General features: G+C 39.9%; 16 protein-coding genes. 2 read left to right on the top strand and 14 right to left on the bottom strand.

The genetic code is table 11. The features are described from left to right. Positions 1-95 precede the first annotated feature (95 nt). Together fliK and JG479_RS04675 are read left to right on the top strand one after the other, a co-directional pair. A complete protein-coding gene (gene fliK, locus JG479_RS04680; protein WP_200220059.1) occupies positions 96-2549 on the top strand; it encodes a flagellar hook-length control protein FliK in 2454 nt (817 codons plus the stop codon). A gap of 2 nt (positions 2550-2551) precedes the next feature. Next, a complete protein-coding gene (locus JG479_RS04675) occupies positions 2552-2860 on the top strand; it encodes an EscU/YscU/HrcU family type III secretion system export apparatus switch protein (RefSeq protein ID WP_182737869.1) in 309 nt (102 codons plus the stop codon). A 29-nt stretch (positions 2861-2889) separates the two neighbouring features. Here the strand turns inward: JG479_RS04675 and JG479_RS04670 are convergent, their stop codons facing one another. From JG479_RS04670 to flhA, 14 genes are read right to left on the bottom strand one after another with little or no spacing between them, the layout of a single operon-like run. Continuing rightward, positions 2890-3291, bottom strand: a complete 402-nt coding sequence (locus JG479_RS04670) for a DUF2802 domain-containing protein (protein WP_024595394.1) — start codon at positions 3289-3291, stop codon at positions 2890-2892. A 17-nt stretch (positions 3292-3308) separates the two neighbouring features. Further along, the gene (locus JG479_RS04665; RefSeq protein ID WP_002959294.1) at positions 3309-3806 is read right to left on the bottom strand and encodes a chemotaxis protein CheW; all 498 of its coding nucleotides are present in this window, start codon (positions 3804-3806) and stop codon (positions 3309-3311) included. A 24-nt stretch (positions 3807-3830) separates the two neighbouring features. Beyond that, positions 3831-4622 (bottom strand): chemotaxis protein CheW, encoded by a 792-nt coding sequence (locus JG479_RS04660; protein WP_002959296.1) that lies wholly within the window; start codon positions 4620-4622, stop codon positions 3831-3833. A gap of 3 nt (positions 4623-4625) precedes the next feature. After that, positions 4626-5396 carry a ParA family protein gene (locus JG479_RS04655; RefSeq protein WP_002959298.1) on the bottom strand — a complete coding sequence of 257 codons (771 nt, stop codon included), beginning with the start codon at positions 5394-5396 and terminating at the stop codon, positions 4626-4628. Between the two features lie 12 nt (positions 5397-5408). After that, positions 5409-6368 carry a flagellar motor protein MotB gene (locus tag JG479_RS04650; RefSeq protein ID WP_024595392.1) on the bottom strand — a complete coding sequence of 320 codons (960 nt, stop codon included), beginning with the start codon at positions 6366-6368 and terminating at the stop codon, positions 5409-5411. Between the two features lies 1 nt (position 6369). Continuing rightward, on the bottom strand, positions 6370-7134 hold the full coding sequence (locus JG479_RS04645) for a flagellar motor protein (protein ID WP_002959300.1): 765 nt from the start codon (positions 7132-7134) through the stop codon (positions 6370-6372). After that, positions 7127-8290: a protein-glutamate methylesterase/protein-glutamine glutaminase gene (locus JG479_RS04640; protein ID WP_002959301.1), complete on the bottom strand. Its 1164-nt coding sequence runs from the start codon at positions 8288-8290 to the stop codon at positions 7127-7129. The genes JG479_RS04645 and JG479_RS04640 overlap by 8 nt, the downstream gene beginning before the upstream one ends. A 58-nt stretch (positions 8291-8348) precedes the next feature. Beyond that, the gene (locus JG479_RS04635; protein ID WP_200220058.1) at positions 8349-10565 is read right to left on the bottom strand and encodes a chemotaxis protein CheA; all 2217 of its coding nucleotides are present in this window, start codon (positions 10563-10565) and stop codon (positions 8349-8351) included. Positions 10566-10580: 15 nt separating this feature from the next. Beyond that, positions 10581-11354, bottom strand: coding sequence for a protein phosphatase CheZ (locus tag JG479_RS04630; protein WP_200220057.1), 774 nt, complete (start codon positions 11352-11354; stop codon positions 10581-10583). Positions 11355-11371: 17 nt separating this feature from the next. Beyond that, a complete protein-coding gene (cheY, locus tag JG479_RS04625; protein ID WP_004588308.1) occupies positions 11372-11755 on the bottom strand; it encodes a chemotaxis response regulator CheY in 384 nt (127 codons plus the stop codon). A 40-nt stretch (positions 11756-11795) separates the two neighbouring features. Beyond that, a complete protein-coding gene (locus tag JG479_RS04620; protein WP_002959310.1) occupies positions 11796-12506 on the bottom strand; it encodes an RNA polymerase sigma factor FliA in 711 nt (236 codons plus the stop codon). Between the two features lie 26 nt (positions 12507-12532). Then, positions 12533-13393, bottom strand: a complete 861-nt coding sequence (locus tag JG479_RS04615) for a MinD/ParA family ATP-binding protein (RefSeq protein ID WP_002959312.1) — start codon at positions 13391-13393, stop codon at positions 12533-12535. Continuing rightward, entirely contained in the window at positions 13386-14867 is a 1482-nt protein-coding gene (gene flhF, locus JG479_RS04610; protein WP_200220056.1) for a flagellar biosynthesis protein FlhF, read from the bottom strand. Before flhF ends, JG479_RS04615 begins: the two co-directional genes overlap by 8 nt. A 21-nt stretch (positions 14868-14888) precedes the next feature. Beyond that, on the bottom strand, positions 14889-17000 hold the full coding sequence (gene flhA, locus JG479_RS04605) for a flagellar biosynthesis protein FlhA (RefSeq protein ID WP_039484610.1): 2112 nt from the start codon (positions 16998-17000) through the stop codon (positions 14889-14891). Positions 17001-17054: the final 54 nt, after the last annotated feature.

Raw genomic sequence — 17054 nt, 5'->3', positions numbered from 1 at the left:
TTCTCTCTGCCAAAAATTAGGCGTTAGTCTACCATAATGATAGGGTAATACGAATATTGCTTTATAATCGATTAACAAAAACTTGATTTAAAATAATGAATACACCAACGCAAATAACATTATCTAACTCATTGGTTATCAATCAATCTGCTCACAGCCAGACCAATGAGTTACCACAGTTACCTAGTGAGGTACTTGCGGCTAAAAACATCCAATTTTCGAAAGACTCGATTACGCTTGATGTATTTATTGATAAGCATTGGCAAACATTAAGGCTTGGCACTACAAGCACACCACAAAACCTGCAAAAAATAGTCAGTGCTAACATACAAATCAGCCCTGATGGTAAGCAGCTCAACATATCGCCAAACAGTACAACCCTTACTTTAAATCAGCCGGTACAATTGCAGCGCTTGTTAAATTATGTAAGCACGGGCACTGAGGTACAAAGCCAACCAATGGATGTAAAAGTTGCTGTATCCCCGTCTCCCAAGTTAGTTATTGATAAACTCAACGCAAGTATTGCCATAAATAAAGACGTAGCCCAGTTACTTACAACTGAACAGCCTTTAAAAGTAGTTGTTAGTACGACTAATAAAGGCGCACAGATTAATGTTATTAACCGCTTTGTTGATACGGTTCACTCGCAACCACTTAGCCAAACTAAACTTACTAATTTACTCGCGGCCTTATTACCCAGTGCGCAGCTTCAAGTAACACCAAAACTGGCTATTTTAACTCATCCTCAAAAGTCAGGTTCATTTACAACACCTATCACTAATCAACAACTTGCCGAACTACCGAATACACCTATTAAAGTAAATTTAGTGAACCAGGCAGATAAATTATTTATTAAAACCGATACAAACAATATAAAAGTAACGCTTAACAACTCATTCTCAAAACCATTCAACGAGTTACTTTTAGCGCAAAAAAGCAATGCACCTGAAGTAGCCGTTTCTGCAAGTAATGTAAAAGTAAATCCATTATTGACCCTAAATAGTCCAATAAAATCGTGGCTACAAAGTAGTTTTAGTGATTTAAAAACGCGAATTAATGATGCGGTTAAATATTTTGAAAATAAGCCTTTTGCTACAGTAAGTAAATCTGAGTTAACGCAGCTATCAACTTCGCCCGCGCAACAAAAAACGTCTTTAGCTATACAACTGAGTGAATCACCGCTAAATAGAGTTAACATTACTCAAAGTGTGAGTACTGCGTTAAATAACAATACGAGCAATATTTTGCCAGAGCACTTTTCAAGGCTCCCGCCGATTGTACAATTAACGCAACTAGTAAAAGGAAGTGTTAGTGTTTGGCAAACACCTGCAAACACAGCAACAACCTACACGCCAATAACAAATAATACTACCCCAGGTGAAGTGGCGAGCGCTAAGCCAAGTGATTTAAAAGCAAGCCAATTAAAACCCCTTATTACTAGTGAAAACAGTAAACCGAACGCCTTGGTTAACCTTACCAATGAAGTAGTCACTAAGGGACTTACCACCTCCTCAGCACAGCTTGCAATAAACGATAATAATCAAAACAACACAAGCACAGTGAACAGTAAAAGCATTACCTTGTTAACTGAGCCGTTATCTAATGCGCCCTCTCGTAGTCAAATGCTACAACCAATAGAAGCAAAACTATTAAGTACATTATTAAAGCTTCCTGATGCCACAACCCCTACAGATAGGCTGGCTTACAATAAACAACTTTTAAGCAGTCAAATTACTGATATTACAGATAAGGCAACAAAAGACACCCCTGATTTAACTCGCTTAATTAATCAGGCATTTAACCGTATGGTTTCAAGTAATAACATAAACCCTGCAACCATACAGCGTGAGATACTTGCTACTTTACAGCCCACTCAACTAGCGGGTGATATGCTACAAAGTAGTTTCACTAAAGGGCTTGAACAGGTGGCTGTGAGTATTTTAGCTGCGCCTCTGATTAGCCAATCAGTAACGCCTATCAGTTTTAATAATCAAACTGGCTTAGATGCTCTCTTACAAGTGCTTATACCTACTTTTAAAATGGGTAACACGGGAGCAAAAATGCTTGAACAGCTTCAACAAGCTCAAGTACAAGCTTTGGCCAGCGAAATCGTACACGTTAAAAACACACTTACCCAAGTAAGTGTCTCAACACCAAATCAACAGCCAGACACAAACCCGCTTGCACAATTTTTATTACCGATGAGATTACCTCCAGAAGCAGCCCAAACAGAAATAACACTTGGACAGTATAAAAAGCCAAGCGCCGGTAAATTAGAAGATAAAAATGTATGGTTTGTCAGATTAAACTTTGATTATGCCCAACTTGGGCAGCTACAAATTACTGCTGAGTTAATGGATAAAGCACTCGATTGCCAGCTATTAGCCTCGAGCCAAGAAGTAAGTGCAATTGCTCACCCTCACTTAGATAATTTAAGATCAAAACTAGCTAAACATGGCTTACAAGTTGGGGAGCTCAACTTAAAGAGAGGCGATGCCAACAATCAGGCATTCTATAAATCTCACGCAATTATTAATATTAAGGTTTAGCTATGAATGAAACACCGATTAATAAATCAGCCATTGGGCTTTTGTACGAAGCTGGAAACACACCCACTGTAAGTGTTAAAGGGTTTGGTGAATTAGCTGATGAAATAATTGCAGCGGCTAAACTAAAAGGAATTATGATCCACGAAGATGCAGCACTTGCTAAAACGTTGTCGCATTTAGAGTTAGGAGAAGAAATTCCTAAAGAGCTTTATTATGTTATTGCAGAGCTTATTGCGTTTTCGTATGTATTAAGAGGTCAATTTCCGCCAGGTTGGCAGGATTTTCAAGGTAAGTTAAATATTAAGGCTTGAGCCAATTTATCCGCACATAAAAAAAGGCGCTAAGCACCTTTTTGTTTATGTAATGAAAATAGTAATTCGGCTTCTGCTCGTGGTAGTTCGCACTCGCGTATTACTTCATCAAGGTCTGCACCTAACTCAACCATTTTTACAGCACGAGAGTAAATTTTAGCATCAGGGTCATCGTATTTTTGCGCCGCTTGCTGTTGCATTAAATCTTGGTTTTGTTGTTCGACTTCAAGCACTCGCTTACCAATACTTAAGAGCCCGGTTCTAATCTCCGAAATTTCACTGCGCAAAATATGAGTCTGCTCAGAGCTATCTTTAAGCTGCTGCGATACAGCATTAATTTCATTCGCGTGTTTATTTTTTAATGCAATAATTAACGCCAGCGATATAAGTCCTACCGCTAACGCTGATATAGCTATACTAAGTAACACCATAATTTATTTGGTAAAGCTTATATATCGCTTAACTCATCCCATTCGTCATCACTGAGTAACTTATTTAAATCAACCAAAATCAGTAATTCATTATCGCGGTTACAAACACCTTGAATAAACTTAGCGCTTTCTTCAGTACCAACATTTGGTGCACTGTCGATTTCAGAGCTGCGCAAGTAAACCACTTCCGATACACTGTCGGCTAAAATGCCAATAACTTGCTCTTCAGCTTCAATAATTAAGATGCGAGAGTTGTCAGTTGCATCAGCAGCTAGCAAACCAAAACGTGCGCGAGTATCAATAACGGTAACAACGTTGCCGCGTAAGTTAATAATACCAATCACATATGAAGGTGCACCTGGTACAGGAGCTATCTCTGTATAACGAAGTATTTCTTGTACTTGCATTACATTTACGCCGTAGGTTTCTTCCTCTAGCTTAAACGTAACCCACTGTAAAATTTCATCGTTATTATCTGCGTTTTTATTTGCTGACAGTAATTTATCTTGATTCATGCTATTACCCCGTAATGGTCATTACTACTGACGGCTATCTAAGCCTTTCTCTAATAATATATTTAAATTATCTACGTCTATCAAAGCACACATTTTTTCTTTTATAACGCCAGCAAGCCATGGGCGCTTGCTTTTATTTGTACGCCATTTTACATCTTCTTTACTCAATGTAATGTTATTTATCAACTTTTCAGCTAATAAACCCCACTGGCTATCACCTAGTGTAATCAAATATTGATAATCTAAAGATGCCTCTAATTTATCATCATATTTTTCTGGCATAACCCAACGCGCAGTATCAACAACATTAAGCTTTTCTTCTCTGTTGAGCATAACGCCTTTAAACCATTTCGGCTTACCAAACAAATGATTTACTTCACCTAATTGATGTATTCCGCCGAGTGCTTTTAATGGCACAGCCAAGGTCAAGCCAGCAACTTCAAAAAACAGTGCCTGAAATTCACCATCAAAATAGTCTGATTGGCTAGTAGTTACAATCTCCAGCTCTGGCTTTTCTATAGTAGTAATTGCAGGTGCTATTACTTCCTCGTCAACCACTTCATTAACTTTTTCAGTTTCAAACGCTGGCTCAGCTATTGGCTCAATTTCAACATTGAGCAAGTCATTATCAAATGTACTCTCTGCTGCTTTTAATTGTTCTTTAGGTTTTGAATGAATATGATGTTGTGAATCATCTGGGATTTGCTCAAGTAATTTTGCAACTGGCTCAAGGTTATCTACAGGCTCATCTTCACATAACAAAGCCCCTAGGTATTGTTTCATTACTTTTTCATTAGCAAACAATTGCTTACTCATTCATTAACCTTGTTCAATTAAATATTCTAGCAGTGCTTTATATGCGTATACACCGCGCGAGCGAGGACAATACTCTACAGGTACTTTTTGTGCAAAGCTTGCATCTCTAAATTTGGTATCCACCGGTATCACACCTGGCCAAACTTTATCACCATATGTACTTTGCAATGTTTTGTATGCTTCTAACGATGCTTTGGTACGTTTGTCGTACATGGTAGGAATTATAGTATATTGATAATCTTTTGCTTGAGAGGATTGCATCAAATCCATAGTACGCATCATTCTATCAAGCCCTTTGAGTGCTAAAAACTCCGTTTGCACTGGCACTAAAATTCGCTCACTTGCTGCAAGCGCATTGACCATTAACACCCCTAAAACTGGAGGGCAATCTAAAATGGCATAATCGTAATGTTCGCTAATTTTTGCAAGCGCTTTTTTTAGTATTAACCCCATCCCTGTTTTATTACCCATACTTCGATCAAGTGTAGCTATTGCCATAGTCGCAGGTAAAATATCCAGGTTTTGAAGTGTTGATGGACATAAAGCTTGGAGTATCTCTTCACTTTGCATACTTGTACCACGGGCAAAAATATCGTACACACTGACTTCTAAATCCTCTGAGTCAATGCCAAAGTAATAAGTGAGAGACGCATGAGGGTCTGTATCTATAAGCAATACACGTTTACCTTGTAATGCCAAAATACCGGCAAGGCTCACTGCGGTTGTTGTTTTACCAACCCCTCCTTTTTGATTAGCGACAGTCCAAATCTTCACATTACATCCTAATTACTGTTCATTGCGCGTTGTTATGCGAATACCGCCATGAGGCAAACGAATTATTTTTATTGTATCGTCATCTGAAGGAAGTTCAATTTCAGGTTCAATCACTGCAGGCTCATCAGCTTGCCCGTCACTTTTAACCTCTTGTTTTGGCGGTAATCCATACTTAGAAAGTGCGATAACAACTTTACGATTTTCTGCGCGCCCTTGTTCTGTATCGTTACTTGCAAAAGGTGAATATTGGCCATAACCTTCTATCGCCATTCTAGCTGAATTAATGCCTAGTGCTTCCAGCTCTACTAAAATTGACGTGGCTCTAGCTACCGACAGTTCCCAGTTCGAACGAAATATCTCATTACGAATACTTTCATCATCAGTATAACCTCGTACTCTTACATAGTTATCTACTGGTGCAATAATATCTTTAACAATCTTGACGACCTGTTTTGCTCGAGAGTGTGCAACTGAACTACCACTTGAAAATAACATACCTGAGCTTAGCTCTATAATCAGCCAATCTTGGTTAAGCTCTAAACTGGCTTCTCCATCACGGATTTCATCAATAAGCGCTGACTGTAATTTAATTAGTAAACTATCAAGAGGTTTGCCTAAATACTTTTGCTGGATGTTGCTTGTATCACTTTGGCCGTCGAGTAGCTCAGGACCTTGCTCTTCTTTTAATATACTTTCGCCATAAAGAACTTCTTGTTCAGGTGTCACTCTATCTGTCAATATTCCATTACCGTTGACACCTTCACCTTGCTGGGAGTATTGGCGAGCTGACTTATCAAAAACCTGTTCAAGGGAATCTGACAATATTTGGAATTGTTCTTCTTTATTAATCGCTATCGCATACAGAACCACAAAAAAAGCAAACATAATAGTCATGTAATCGGCATACGATACAAGCCAACGTTCGGTATGTTGACTTTTAGCAGCAGAGTGACGAAGTCGTCGGCGTAACATGTTATTCGTCCACTAAATTAGGGCGCTCTACACGATAGGCTTCAAGCTTTAATTCTATATTTACTGGGCTTTCACCTATGCTTATTGCAATAACGCCTTCAGCAAGCATTTCATGGTAAAGCATTTTTTGCTCTACACGCTGTTTTAACTTATTTGCCATAGGTAAAAACAATAAATTAGCTAAGCCAACACCATAAATGGTCGCAATAAATGCCGTTGCAACGCCGGCGCCAAGCATTTGTGGATCGGTAATAAACGACATTGCCTGTATTAAGCCAAGCACCGCACCTAAAATACCTATGGTAGGGCTGTAACCCCCCATTGCTTCATAAACACGCGCGGCTTCAAGCAAACGATCGCGCTCTAGCAGTAAATCAATTTCAAGTGTGTCACGTAGTTTTTGCTCTGAGCAGCCATCGACAAGTAAGCTTAAACCTTTTGCTGCATACGCATCTGGGTGAGCTAAGGCTTCATTCTCAAGCGCTAAGTAACCTTCTTGACGTGCTTTATGAGACCATCGTTTAACTTGCTCTATTGCGTCTTCAATATCGTATTGTGGTGCAACAAAAACCCACGAGCTCATATTTATCATTTTTTTGAATGTGCTAGCAGAGGTTTGCAACATAACAGCGCCAAGCGTGCCACCTAGTACAATAATAAGCGCAGGGCCATTAAATAAAGCTGAAACAACACCGCCTTCTAAAGAATAACCTAGACCTATTGCACTGAGTGCTACCAATAGTCCAAATATTGAGAGTTTATCCACAACCTACCTCTCTCATTATACGCGCTGCAACATCGCTCAATGCTAAGCTTTCACTTGAAAGCCCCGCATTAGCAATTGCTTGGGGCATTCCATAAACGACACAGCTTTTCTCATCTTGTGCCCAAATAGTTGCCCCCGTTTGTTTTAACATTCTTGCACCATCACGACCATCAGCGCCCATACCTGTTAAAACAATAGCAAGTACATCACCTTGGTACGCTTTAGCTGCACTAGCAAACGTTACATCTACGCTTGGTTTATAACTTATTCTCTCGCTATGATCTTCAAATACGCGCAGCGTTCTATTAGCTCCACGCCCCTCTACCATCATCTGCTGCCCGCCAGGCGCTAAATAAGCAGTTCCTGGTTGTAAGCGATCGCCCTGTTGTGCTTCTTTCACTTTTATTTGGCACAAACCATTTAAGCGCGCTGCAAACGCGGGTGTAAATGCAGCTGGCATGTGCTGAATAAGTAAAATAGGGTGAGGAAAATTAGCAGGCAATTGAGTCAATATAGTTTGCAAAGCAACAGGACCACCTGTAGAAGTACCAATAGCTAAAAGTTGATATTGTTTTCCACTTGCTCGCATTGAGGCAACATTTGAACTTGTCGATGCAGCAGGCGCAGCTCTTTGAAAGCTTCTATCAGGCTGCTTGATTTGAGTTGTTGATGTGCTTGCTCTTTGCGAAAGTGAACTTGTTGGTTTAGTTGAAATGGATGGTTTAACTGGTGTTGCCGCTCTAAATGTTCGCGGTAAACGTCTTCGCCCTATATCTTTTACTTTACTTTGCAAAAGCTTAATTGCATCTTCATTATTGCGTGCAATATCTTCAAATTTTTTCGGTAAAAAATCCATTGCGCCAGCATCTAACGCATCAAACGTTGCTGTTGCACCATCACGTGTAAGTGATGAAAACATTAAGATAGGAGTTGGGTTACTCGCCATTATCTCTTTAACTGCGCTAATACCATCAAGCACAGGCATTTCGACATCCATGGTGATCATGTCAGGACGCAATTGAGCTGCTTTCTCAACAGCCTCTCTGCCATTAACAGCAAAGCCTATAACTTGTATATCGCTATCTTGCTCAAGGATTTCGCTTACTCTACGGCGAAAAAAGCTTGAATCATCAACAACTAAAACTTTAACGGCCATTTAGCTCTCTTATTAAATTTATGCGTAGGTATATATTAAATATATACCTACTTTATTATTAGCCTGCGTAATGTTTTAACATGTTTGGAACGTCTAAAATCAGTGCAATGCCGCCATCTGAAGTTATTGTAGCCCCTGCCATACCTGGCGTTCCTTGAAGTAACGCATCAAGCGGCTTAATCACTACTTCTTCTTGGCCAATTAATGAGTCAACAACAAAACCAATTTGTTGCGTACCAATTTGTACAATAACGACGTGACCTTTAGATTTTCGCTGAGAACGATCTGAGCCTTTTACTAACCAATGCTCAAGGTAAAATAACGGTATCGCCTTTTTACGCACAATAATTGTTAATTGCCCATCAACTACATTCGTCTTCGTTAAATCTAAATTGAATATCTCACTAACACCAGCCAGTGGTAACGCAAATGTTTGTGCGCCAACAACGACCATTAATGTCGGTAATATAGCTAAGGTAAGTGGTACTTTTATTTCTAAAATAGTACCAACACCAAGTTCAGACTGAATGCTTACTGAGCCATTAAGTTGCGTGATCTTAGTTTTAACTACGTCCATTCCTACACCACGGCCTGAAATATCAGATATTTCTTCTTTTGTAGAAAAGCCAGGTGCAAAAATCAGGTTATATGCTTCGGTGTCAGAAAGTCGACTCGCTTGGTCATGATCGAGTACGCCTTTACTAATTGCAATTTTTTTCAGTTTTTCAGCATCCATACCTGCACCATCATCTTTGATGGTTAGCAAAATATGGTCGCCCTCTTGAGACGCTGATAAAGTAACATTACCTGTTCTAGACTTACCTGCAGCTTCACGAACAGCGGGCATTTCAATACCATGGTCAACTGAGTTTCTAACTAAATGCACAAGCGGATCGGCAAGTGCTTCAACTAAGTTTTTATCTAGATCGGTTTCTTCACCAATAAGTTTTAAATCAATATCTTTATTTAAGCTACGTGCTAAGTCGCGTACAACGCGAGGGAAGCGACCAAATACTTTCTTAATTGGTTGCATTCGCGTTTGCATAACCGCACCTTGAATATCCGCAGTCACTACATCTAAGTTAGAGATTGCTTTACCCATCGCTTCACTGTCTGAGTTAGTCGCTAAACTAACCAAACGATTTCGTACAAGAACTAACTCACCAACCATATTCATAATTTGATCGAGTCGTTTTGTATCTACGCGAACAGTGGTCTCTGCTGCTGGTGGCGCTGATTTTTTTGGAGCTGCTGGTGGTACTTTAGCTACTGGCTTCTCTGGCGCTTTTTCAACTGGTTTTGGAGTAGGAGCTTTAGCTGGCTCAGCTTTTTTTACTGGTTCACTCACTTGTTTAGCTGGCGGTGAAACAGGTTCAGGTTGTTTTGCAGCTGGCGCACTTTCTATCGATTTAGGAGCAGTGCCTTTACCATGAAGTTCGTCAAGAAGCGCTTCAAATTCGTCATCACTAATTTCATCATCTGATGAATTAACTGTATTTACAGCTGGTATAGCAGATTCTACAGGTGTTTTATTGGCATCATTTTGTTCAGGTTTGCTCGTAACTTCACCAAAACTGCCAACACCATGTAACTCGTCTAATAAGCTGTCAAATTCATCATCAGTAATATCACCACTAAAATCACTACTACTTGCTACTGGTTTTTCAACTGCAGGACCTTGTCCTTTACCGTGCAGCTCATCAAGTAAGCTTTCAAATTCGTCTTCAGTGATTTCATCTATTTCAGCATCGCTAACCGAAGGCGCTCCGCTAAATAGTTCATCAAATGCAAACGGATCTTCATCATCAGCTACCGGTGTATCCACCACTTCATTATGAGGTTGTTCAACCTCTGTTTGTGAAGAGGCTTCAGTGGCTTCGGCTTCTGTTGGAGGTAGACCTAAGATATGAAGAGTATGAAGTAATTCAGGATCTGCAGGTTCAGGCTTGTCTCTGTTTTGGATAGTCGCAAACATCTCATTAATGGTGTCTAGTGCTTGTAAAATAACATCCATTAACTCTGAGTTGACTGTTCGCACGCCTTGACGTAGTAAATCAAATACGTTTTCAGCACCGTGACAAGCATCTACAAGTTCTGTCATAGCTAAAAAGCCTGCACCACCTTTTACAGTATGAAAACCTCTAAATATAGCGTTTAGTAACTCGGTATCTTCTGGATTATTTTCCAGCTCAACTAACTGTTCAGATAAAAGCTCTAGGATTTCTCCAGCCTCTACAAGAAAGTCTTGTAAAATATCTTCATCGACTTCAAACATGCAGTTACTCTCCTCTTAGAAGCCCAAACTTGATAAAAGATCATCAACTTCATCTTGATCAGATACAACATCATTACGCGATTCTTTATCAATAATAGGGCCTTCAGGACCTGCTAAAGTTTGTGTGGCAACTGGTTCTTTTATTTTTTGTTGTTCTACTTTATTCGCGGTGCTGTTACTGTCGTCTTGTTCAGCAAACGCAGTTAAAAGATGAAGTAAACTTTCTTCTACTTCCCTAACAAGTTCAATAACACGGCGAATAACTTGACCTGTTAAGTCTTGATAGTCTTGAGCCATTAGTACATTTGTCATTAAGCTTTGAAGCTCATCAGTCTTATGATGAGAGTTGTTCATAAACTTATCGATGCTATGGCAAAGTTGCTTAAACTCACCAAGCTCAATCTCGCGGCTCATTAAACGATCCCATGTCGGTTTGATATGAGATATTTCGTCCGCTAACTGTTGGGCTATAGGAAGACTCGCTTCCACTGCATCCATTGTTTTATTAGCCGCATTTTCTGTCATTTCTATAACATAATTAAGCCGCTTTTTAGCATCTGGAATCGCATCTGTAGTTATGTCACTTAAGCGAGTATCAAGCTCAAAACTTTTAAGAGCTTCGTGAAGTTGACGAGTCAACTTTCCAACTTCAGCAAATAATTCAGACTGCTCTTTAGAAGCAGCCTCTAAAATCAACTGATTTGCTTTGTCTTGCTCATCATTTTCTAAAAAAACAACGAGCTGACGAGCTTGTTCTAACGTTATTTGAGGCGCAGCTGGTGCTGGCATAAGCCTCTCCCCCATCATTAGCCTAAGCGTTCAAATACTTTTTCTAATTTAGTTTTTAATGTTCCAGCCGTAAATGGCTTAACAATATAACCATTCACGCCAGCTTGCGCCGCAGCTATTATTTGTTCTTTTTTAGCTTCTGCCGTTACCATTAATACAGGGATATGTTTTAACTTCTCGTCTGCACGTATTGCTCTTAAAAGATCAATACCCTGCATTCCAGGCATATTCCAATCCGTAACTACAAAATCAAACACTTGATTTTGCAACATAGGCAAAGCTGTAGACCCATCATCAGCTTCTTGAACGTTAGTGAAACCTAAGTCACGTAACAGGTTTTTTATAATGCGTCTCATCGTTGAAAAATCATCAACTACAAGAATTTTCATGTTTTTATCCAAAACATCCCCCAGTGAGGTATTAACCTTTGTTTACTTACTACTAATTTATCCAGTCATTGATTTTAGCTTTAAGCTTAATCATCGCCTGACCATGTATCTGACTTACACGCGATTCACTTACATCGAGTATATGTCCTATTTCTTTTAAATTCATTTCATCGTTGTAGTACAAAGAAAGCACCATTGCATCACGCTCTGGTAATGACTTAATTGCACTTAGCAAAGACTCATTAAACCTATCATTTTTAACATTATTAAAAGGTTTATCTTGTGCTAAATCTTGGCCTACAGGAGTAATAACATCCTCATCTACACCAAGGTCTTCAATGCCTAATATTTTACTCGTATTCGCATCATTTAAAATATGATGGTACTCATTGAGCGAAATTTCAAGTTTTTCAGCAACTTCTATGTCCGTTGGTTCGCGGTTCAGACTACTTTCGAGCTCAGTAATTGCTTCTGCAACTTGCCTGTTTTTACGGTGAACTGAACGAGGAGCCCAATCACCACGGCGCATTTCATCAAGCATAGCACCGCGAATACGAATACCGGCAAAAGTTTCAAAGCTTGCGCCTTTTGTTGCATCAAAGTTTTTCGAAGCTTCTATTAAACCTATCATTCCTGATTGAATTAAATCATCAAGTTGAACGCTAGGTGGTAATCGAGCAATTAGATGACATGCCACTTTTTTAACAAGTGATGCATGCTTCTCAACAATCACATTTAAATTTTGTGTTGATTGATATCCCATAGCTCTATTCACCAGTGTTGTCATAATTAACCGTTTACTAGTTTCTCAATGAAAAACTCTAAATGCCCAGATGGTTGGTTGGGTATTGGCCATTTAACTGCTTTTGTTGCCAGCGTTTTAAACGCAAGAGCGGCTGGCGAATTTGGAAAGAGCTCTACTATTACTTTTTGACGACGTGTTGCTTTGCGCATATTTTCATCATAAGGAACCGTTGCTACTAGTTCCATTGATACATCTAAAAAGCGGTCGGTAACTTTAGATAGCTTTGCAAACAATTCAGTGCCTTCACGCATACTGCGCACCATATTGGCAACAATTTTAAATTTATAAACGCCGTGCTCACGACTTAATACTTTAATAAGTGCGTAAGCGTCGGTGATTGATGTAGGCTCATCGCATACAACAACCATTACATCTTGCGCTGCACGCGAGAAGCTCAGTACCATGTCTGAAATACCAGCAGCTGTATCTACAATTAAAATATCAAATTCGGTATTCAATTCGCTAAACGCACGAATTAGCCCAGCATGCTCAGATGGTGATAATTCAACCATACTTTGCGAACCCGATGTAGCGGGTACAATTTTAATTCCTGCAGGGCCTTCAACTAAAATTTCATCAAGCTCACATTCACCAGACAAGACGTGTGACAAGTTACGCTCTACACGTAAACCAAGCATCACATCACAGTTTGCTAAACCCAAGTCAGCATCCAGCACTAATACTCGATTACCTTGCTGCCCAAGTGCAATAGCTGTATTTAGAGAAACATTTGTTTTCCCTACTCCACCTTTACCACCGGTTACAGCGATAACTTTTACGCCGTTGTTATTGTTTTGACTCATTTTGCGCAGGCCGCTTGCTTGATCTAATACTGTGTTAATCATACATCCCTACTGTGCTTGGCGCCACTGCTTGGTGCCTTGAATGTTGTTCTTTTGTTCTTTTTAAATATAATTGCTCAGCCTTTTTAACTAGTTTCTCAGCATTTGCAACACGAATATCCTCTGGTACTCGTTGACCATTAGTAAGATACCCTATTGGAAGGCGATTTTGAATCGCAATACTAATAATCTCACCCAAACTTAATGATTCGTCTAACTTAGTGAAAATACAGCCACTTAACTGTACTTTTTTAAAGTGACGTACAGTTTCTTGCAATACATTAATTTGTGCTGTCGCGCTAAGTACTAAGTAGCTGCGAATATCTACACGTTGGTTACGCATTAACGTGTTTAATTGCTCAGTTAAACGTAAATCTCGCTGGCTCATACCTGCTGTGTCAATTAATACTAGACGTTTATTTCGTAAATGATATAAAACTTCAGCTAATTCATTAGCATCTTTAACTTGCTTAACACCACAACCAATAATACGACCATATGTTGCAAGTTGTTCATAAGCACCAATTCTGTATGTATCAGTGGTTATTAACGCCACTTTATCGGCACCATATTTTTGTGCGCCTAGAGCTGCAAGCTTAGCAACAGTCGTTGTTTTACCCACACCTGTTGGACCCACTAACGCATATACACCACCTTGGCGAAGTATTTCATTATTGGTTGTTTGCATTTGATCTTCGACCATAGTTAACAATGCTTTCCAACCTTGCTTACGAGACACATCATCAGGTACAAAACATGCCATTTGCTGTGCTACTTCTTTATCGATACCCATACCGACTAAACGGTCAACCATACAAGCGCGTGTTGGATCGCGACGCGCCATATCTTGTTGCATCAAGCCTGATACTTGATGCTCAAGTAATTGACGAATTGCGTTCATTTCTTCACGCATTGTTGTCATTTCTTCGCTTTCATTATTAGGTGCTTGTTGGCGAGTGGTTACTGGGCTATCTAAATCATCAAAGTCGCGGTCTAAATCATCAAAACCTAAGCTATCCGCTTGAGTTTGTGGACGAACTGGCGCAGCAGCTTCAGGAGCAAACATATTTTTAGTACGCTGCCCCATATCAGGTTCTTGATAGTTATCAGTAGTATCAATACCCGATTGTGAAAACATCGATGCAAGCTCAGGAGAACGAGGACGCGGTGATTGACGCTCTAATAATGCTTGTAGGCTGTCAGCAACTTTTGCTTGAGGCTCAGGCTTGGCACGCTGTGGCTCTGGTTTTACAAAGTTATGCATGCTTTGTTGTGGCGCCTGAGTACGCGGCTCTGCAGGGCGTTGTGGTTGCGCTGCTAATTTAGGGGCTGCTTTGTCATAATCAACTGCCGCTACAATTTCTACACCGTTAGCCAGTTTTTTATTTGACATAATAACCGCATCAACACCTAACTCATCTTTAACTTCTTTAAGTGCTGTGCGCATATCTTTAGCAAAAAAACGTTTAATTTTCATGATTCAACCCCTGTTAAAATCTTATTGTTGGCCTACCGAGCTTACAATTTTGATCTGTCTTTCGTCTGGTACCTCTTGATAAGACATCACTCTCAATCCTGGAATGGTGTACTTAACAAAACGAGATAACACAGTGCGTAACATTCCTGACGTTAGCAATATAGAAGGTTCGCCGGCCATTTCTTGATTTTGATGCGCTTGTGTCAATGACACTTGAAGTCGCTCTGCAAGTCCTGGCTCAATACCGGCACCTTCATCGCCTGCATTTTGTAATGACTGATGCAACATCTGTTCCAACTCAGGCGCCAAGGTTATGACAGGGATTTCTGATGACATTCCCACCGCATCTTGAACAATTAATCTACGTAGTGAAATACGCACTGCAGCCGTTAATACATCAGGGTCTTGACTACGTGGGCCATACTCAACAAGGGTTTGAACAATTGAGCGCATATCGCGAATAGCCACGCCTTCATTTAATAAATTTTGTAGTACTTTTACAATAGCAGTTAATGGCAATACATCAGGTACTAGTCCTTCCACTAAGCGAGGATGGCTTTTAGCAAGCATATCAAGTAGGTTTTGAACTTCTTCATGCCCTAGTAATAACGCTGCACTGTTAGTTAATAACTGGCTAATATGAGTGGCAACTACCGTGGCTGAATCTACTACGGTATAACCTAGTGATTGTGCTTCATCTTTTTGATCTGGCTTGATCCATACTGCATCAAGGCCAAACGCAGGATCTTTTGTTTCAACCCCTTTAATTGGACCAAATACTTGTCCTGGGTTAATCGCTAGCTCGTCGCCATGCTTAAGCTCGCTTTCACCGGTTGAAACACCCATTAGCGTTATTCTGTAAGCATTAGGGTCAAGCTCTAAGTTGTCGCGTATATGTACCGGAGGTACTAAAAAACCAAGCTCTTGAGAAAGCTTTTTACGCACACCCTTAATACGATTAAGTAGCTCACCACCTTGTGATTGGTCCACTAACGGAATTAATCTATAACCGACTTCTAAGCCAATTACATCAACCTGTTGAACGTCATCCCAGCCTAGTTCTTTTTGTTCTTGTTTATTAGCAACACCCGTTGCAACGCTTCCGCCATTAGCGGCCTCTTCAGCTTCTGCCGCAGCAGCTTTTAATTTACTTTGCTGTGTGTAGTAAGCTAAGTAACCCAGTAACGCACCTAAACTTAAAAAAGCAATATGCGGCATACCAGGCACTAAGCCCATGATGATCAAAATACCAGATGCAATAAAGAGTGACTTTTCGTTGCCTAGTTGTTTCTTAAATTGGTCCCCCATATTGAGCGACTCATTTTGGCGTGTTACAACAATCGCGGTACCAATTGAAAGCAGTAAAGAAGGGAGTTGAGCAACTAAGCCATCGCCAATGGTAAGTAATGTATATACTTCCATTGCATTGCCAAAACTCAAATTGTGCTGGATCATACCGACAAATAAACCACCAACAATATTGATGATTAGTATAACAATACCTGCAATCGCATCACCTTTTACAAATTTACTCGCACCATCCATTGAGCCGTAAAAATCAGCTTCGCGAGTTACTTCCTCGCGGCGGTCACGCGCTTGTTCTGCGCTGATAAAGCCTGCGTTCAAATCGGCGTCAATTGCCATTTGTTTACCCGGCATTGCATCAAGGGTAAAACGCGCAGATACCTCAGAAATACGACCAGCACCTTTAGTAATTACTACAAAGTTAATAATGATCAGGATTAAAAACACAACCAAACCAACAGCGTAGTTACCACCAATAACAACTGAGCCAAACGCTTCAATTACTTTACCGGCAGAATCACCACCATTATGGCCTTCAAGTAATACAACTCGAGTACTGGCAACGTTAAGTGCTAAGCGCATAATTGTAGCGATTAGTAATACAGAGGGGAAAATACCAAATTCAACTGGCTTCATCGTGTAAACAGTTACAAGTAAAACCACTAATGCGAGAGCAATATTAAACGAGAAAAGGATATCGAGTAAAAATGGCGGTAGTGGTAAAATCACCATTCCCAAGGCAGCAAGCACAAGCAAAGGTGTACCTACCCCTTTGGCATAGTCTTTTTTATCTCTGTTAAGTTGTTGTAATACCGCTTTAAAACTCATAATTCTACAATTTCAAAAAATTGACACTACGTAGAATTTGCAATAACTATTCCA

It is taken from the genome of Pseudoalteromonas sp. LC2018020214 (assembly GCF_016598755.1).
GTDB classification, from domain to species: Bacteria; Pseudomonadota; Gammaproteobacteria; order Enterobacterales; family Alteromonadaceae; genus Pseudoalteromonas; species Pseudoalteromonas distincta.
The sequence above is the reverse complement of the archived record's forward strand: the minus strand, read 5'-3'. Positions and strand labels throughout refer to the sequence as shown.

What these genes read in the sequence shown, in the direction of transcription:
- JG479_RS04665 (WP_002959294.1), bottom strand. Translation starts at nt 3,806, where the DNA reads ATGAATCAAGATAAATTACTGTCAGCAAATAAAAACGCAGATAATAAC.
- JG479_RS04630 (WP_200220057.1), bottom strand. Translation starts at nt 11,354, where the DNA reads ATGCCAGCACCAGCTGCGCCTCAAATAACGTTAGAACAAGCTCGTCAG.
- JG479_RS04620 (WP_002959310.1), bottom strand. Translation starts at nt 12,506, where the DNA reads ATGGGATATCAATCAACACAAAATTTAAATGTGATTGTTGAGAAGCAT.
- JG479_RS04670 (WP_024595394.1), bottom strand. Translation starts at nt 3,291, where the DNA reads ATGGTGTTACTTAGTATAGCTATATCAGCGTTAGCGGTAGGACTTATA.
- JG479_RS04615 (WP_002959312.1), bottom strand. Translation starts at nt 13,393, where the DNA reads ATGATTAACACAGTATTAGATCAAGCAAGCGGCCTGCGCAAAATGAGT.
- JG479_RS04650 (WP_024595392.1), bottom strand. Translation starts at nt 6,368, where the DNA reads ATGTTACGCCGACGACTTCGTCACTCTGCTGCTAAAAGTCAACATACC.
- flhF (WP_200220056.1), bottom strand. Translation starts at nt 14,867, where the DNA reads ATGAAAATTAAACGTTTTTTTGCTAAAGATATGCGCACAGCACTTAAA.
- JG479_RS04660 (WP_002959296.1), bottom strand. Translation starts at nt 4,622, where the DNA reads ATGAGTAAGCAATTGTTTGCTAATGAAAAAGTAATGAAACAATACCTA.
- JG479_RS04675 (WP_182737869.1), top strand. Translation starts at nt 2,552, where the DNA reads ATGAATGAAACACCGATTAATAAATCAGCCATTGGGCTTTTGTACGAA.
- fliK (WP_200220059.1), top strand. Translation starts at nt 96, where the DNA reads ATGAATACACCAACGCAAATAACATTATCTAACTCATTGGTTATCAAT.
- JG479_RS04635 (WP_200220058.1), bottom strand. Translation starts at nt 10,565, where the DNA reads ATGTTTGAAGTCGATGAAGATATTTTACAAGACTTTCTTGTAGAGGCT.
- flhA (WP_039484610.1), bottom strand. Translation starts at nt 17,000, where the DNA reads ATGAGTTTTAAAGCGGTATTACAACAACTTAACAGAGATAAAAAAGAC.
- JG479_RS04640 (WP_002959301.1), bottom strand. Translation starts at nt 8,290, where the DNA reads ATGGCCGTTAAAGTTTTAGTTGTTGATGATTCAAGCTTTTTTCGCCGT.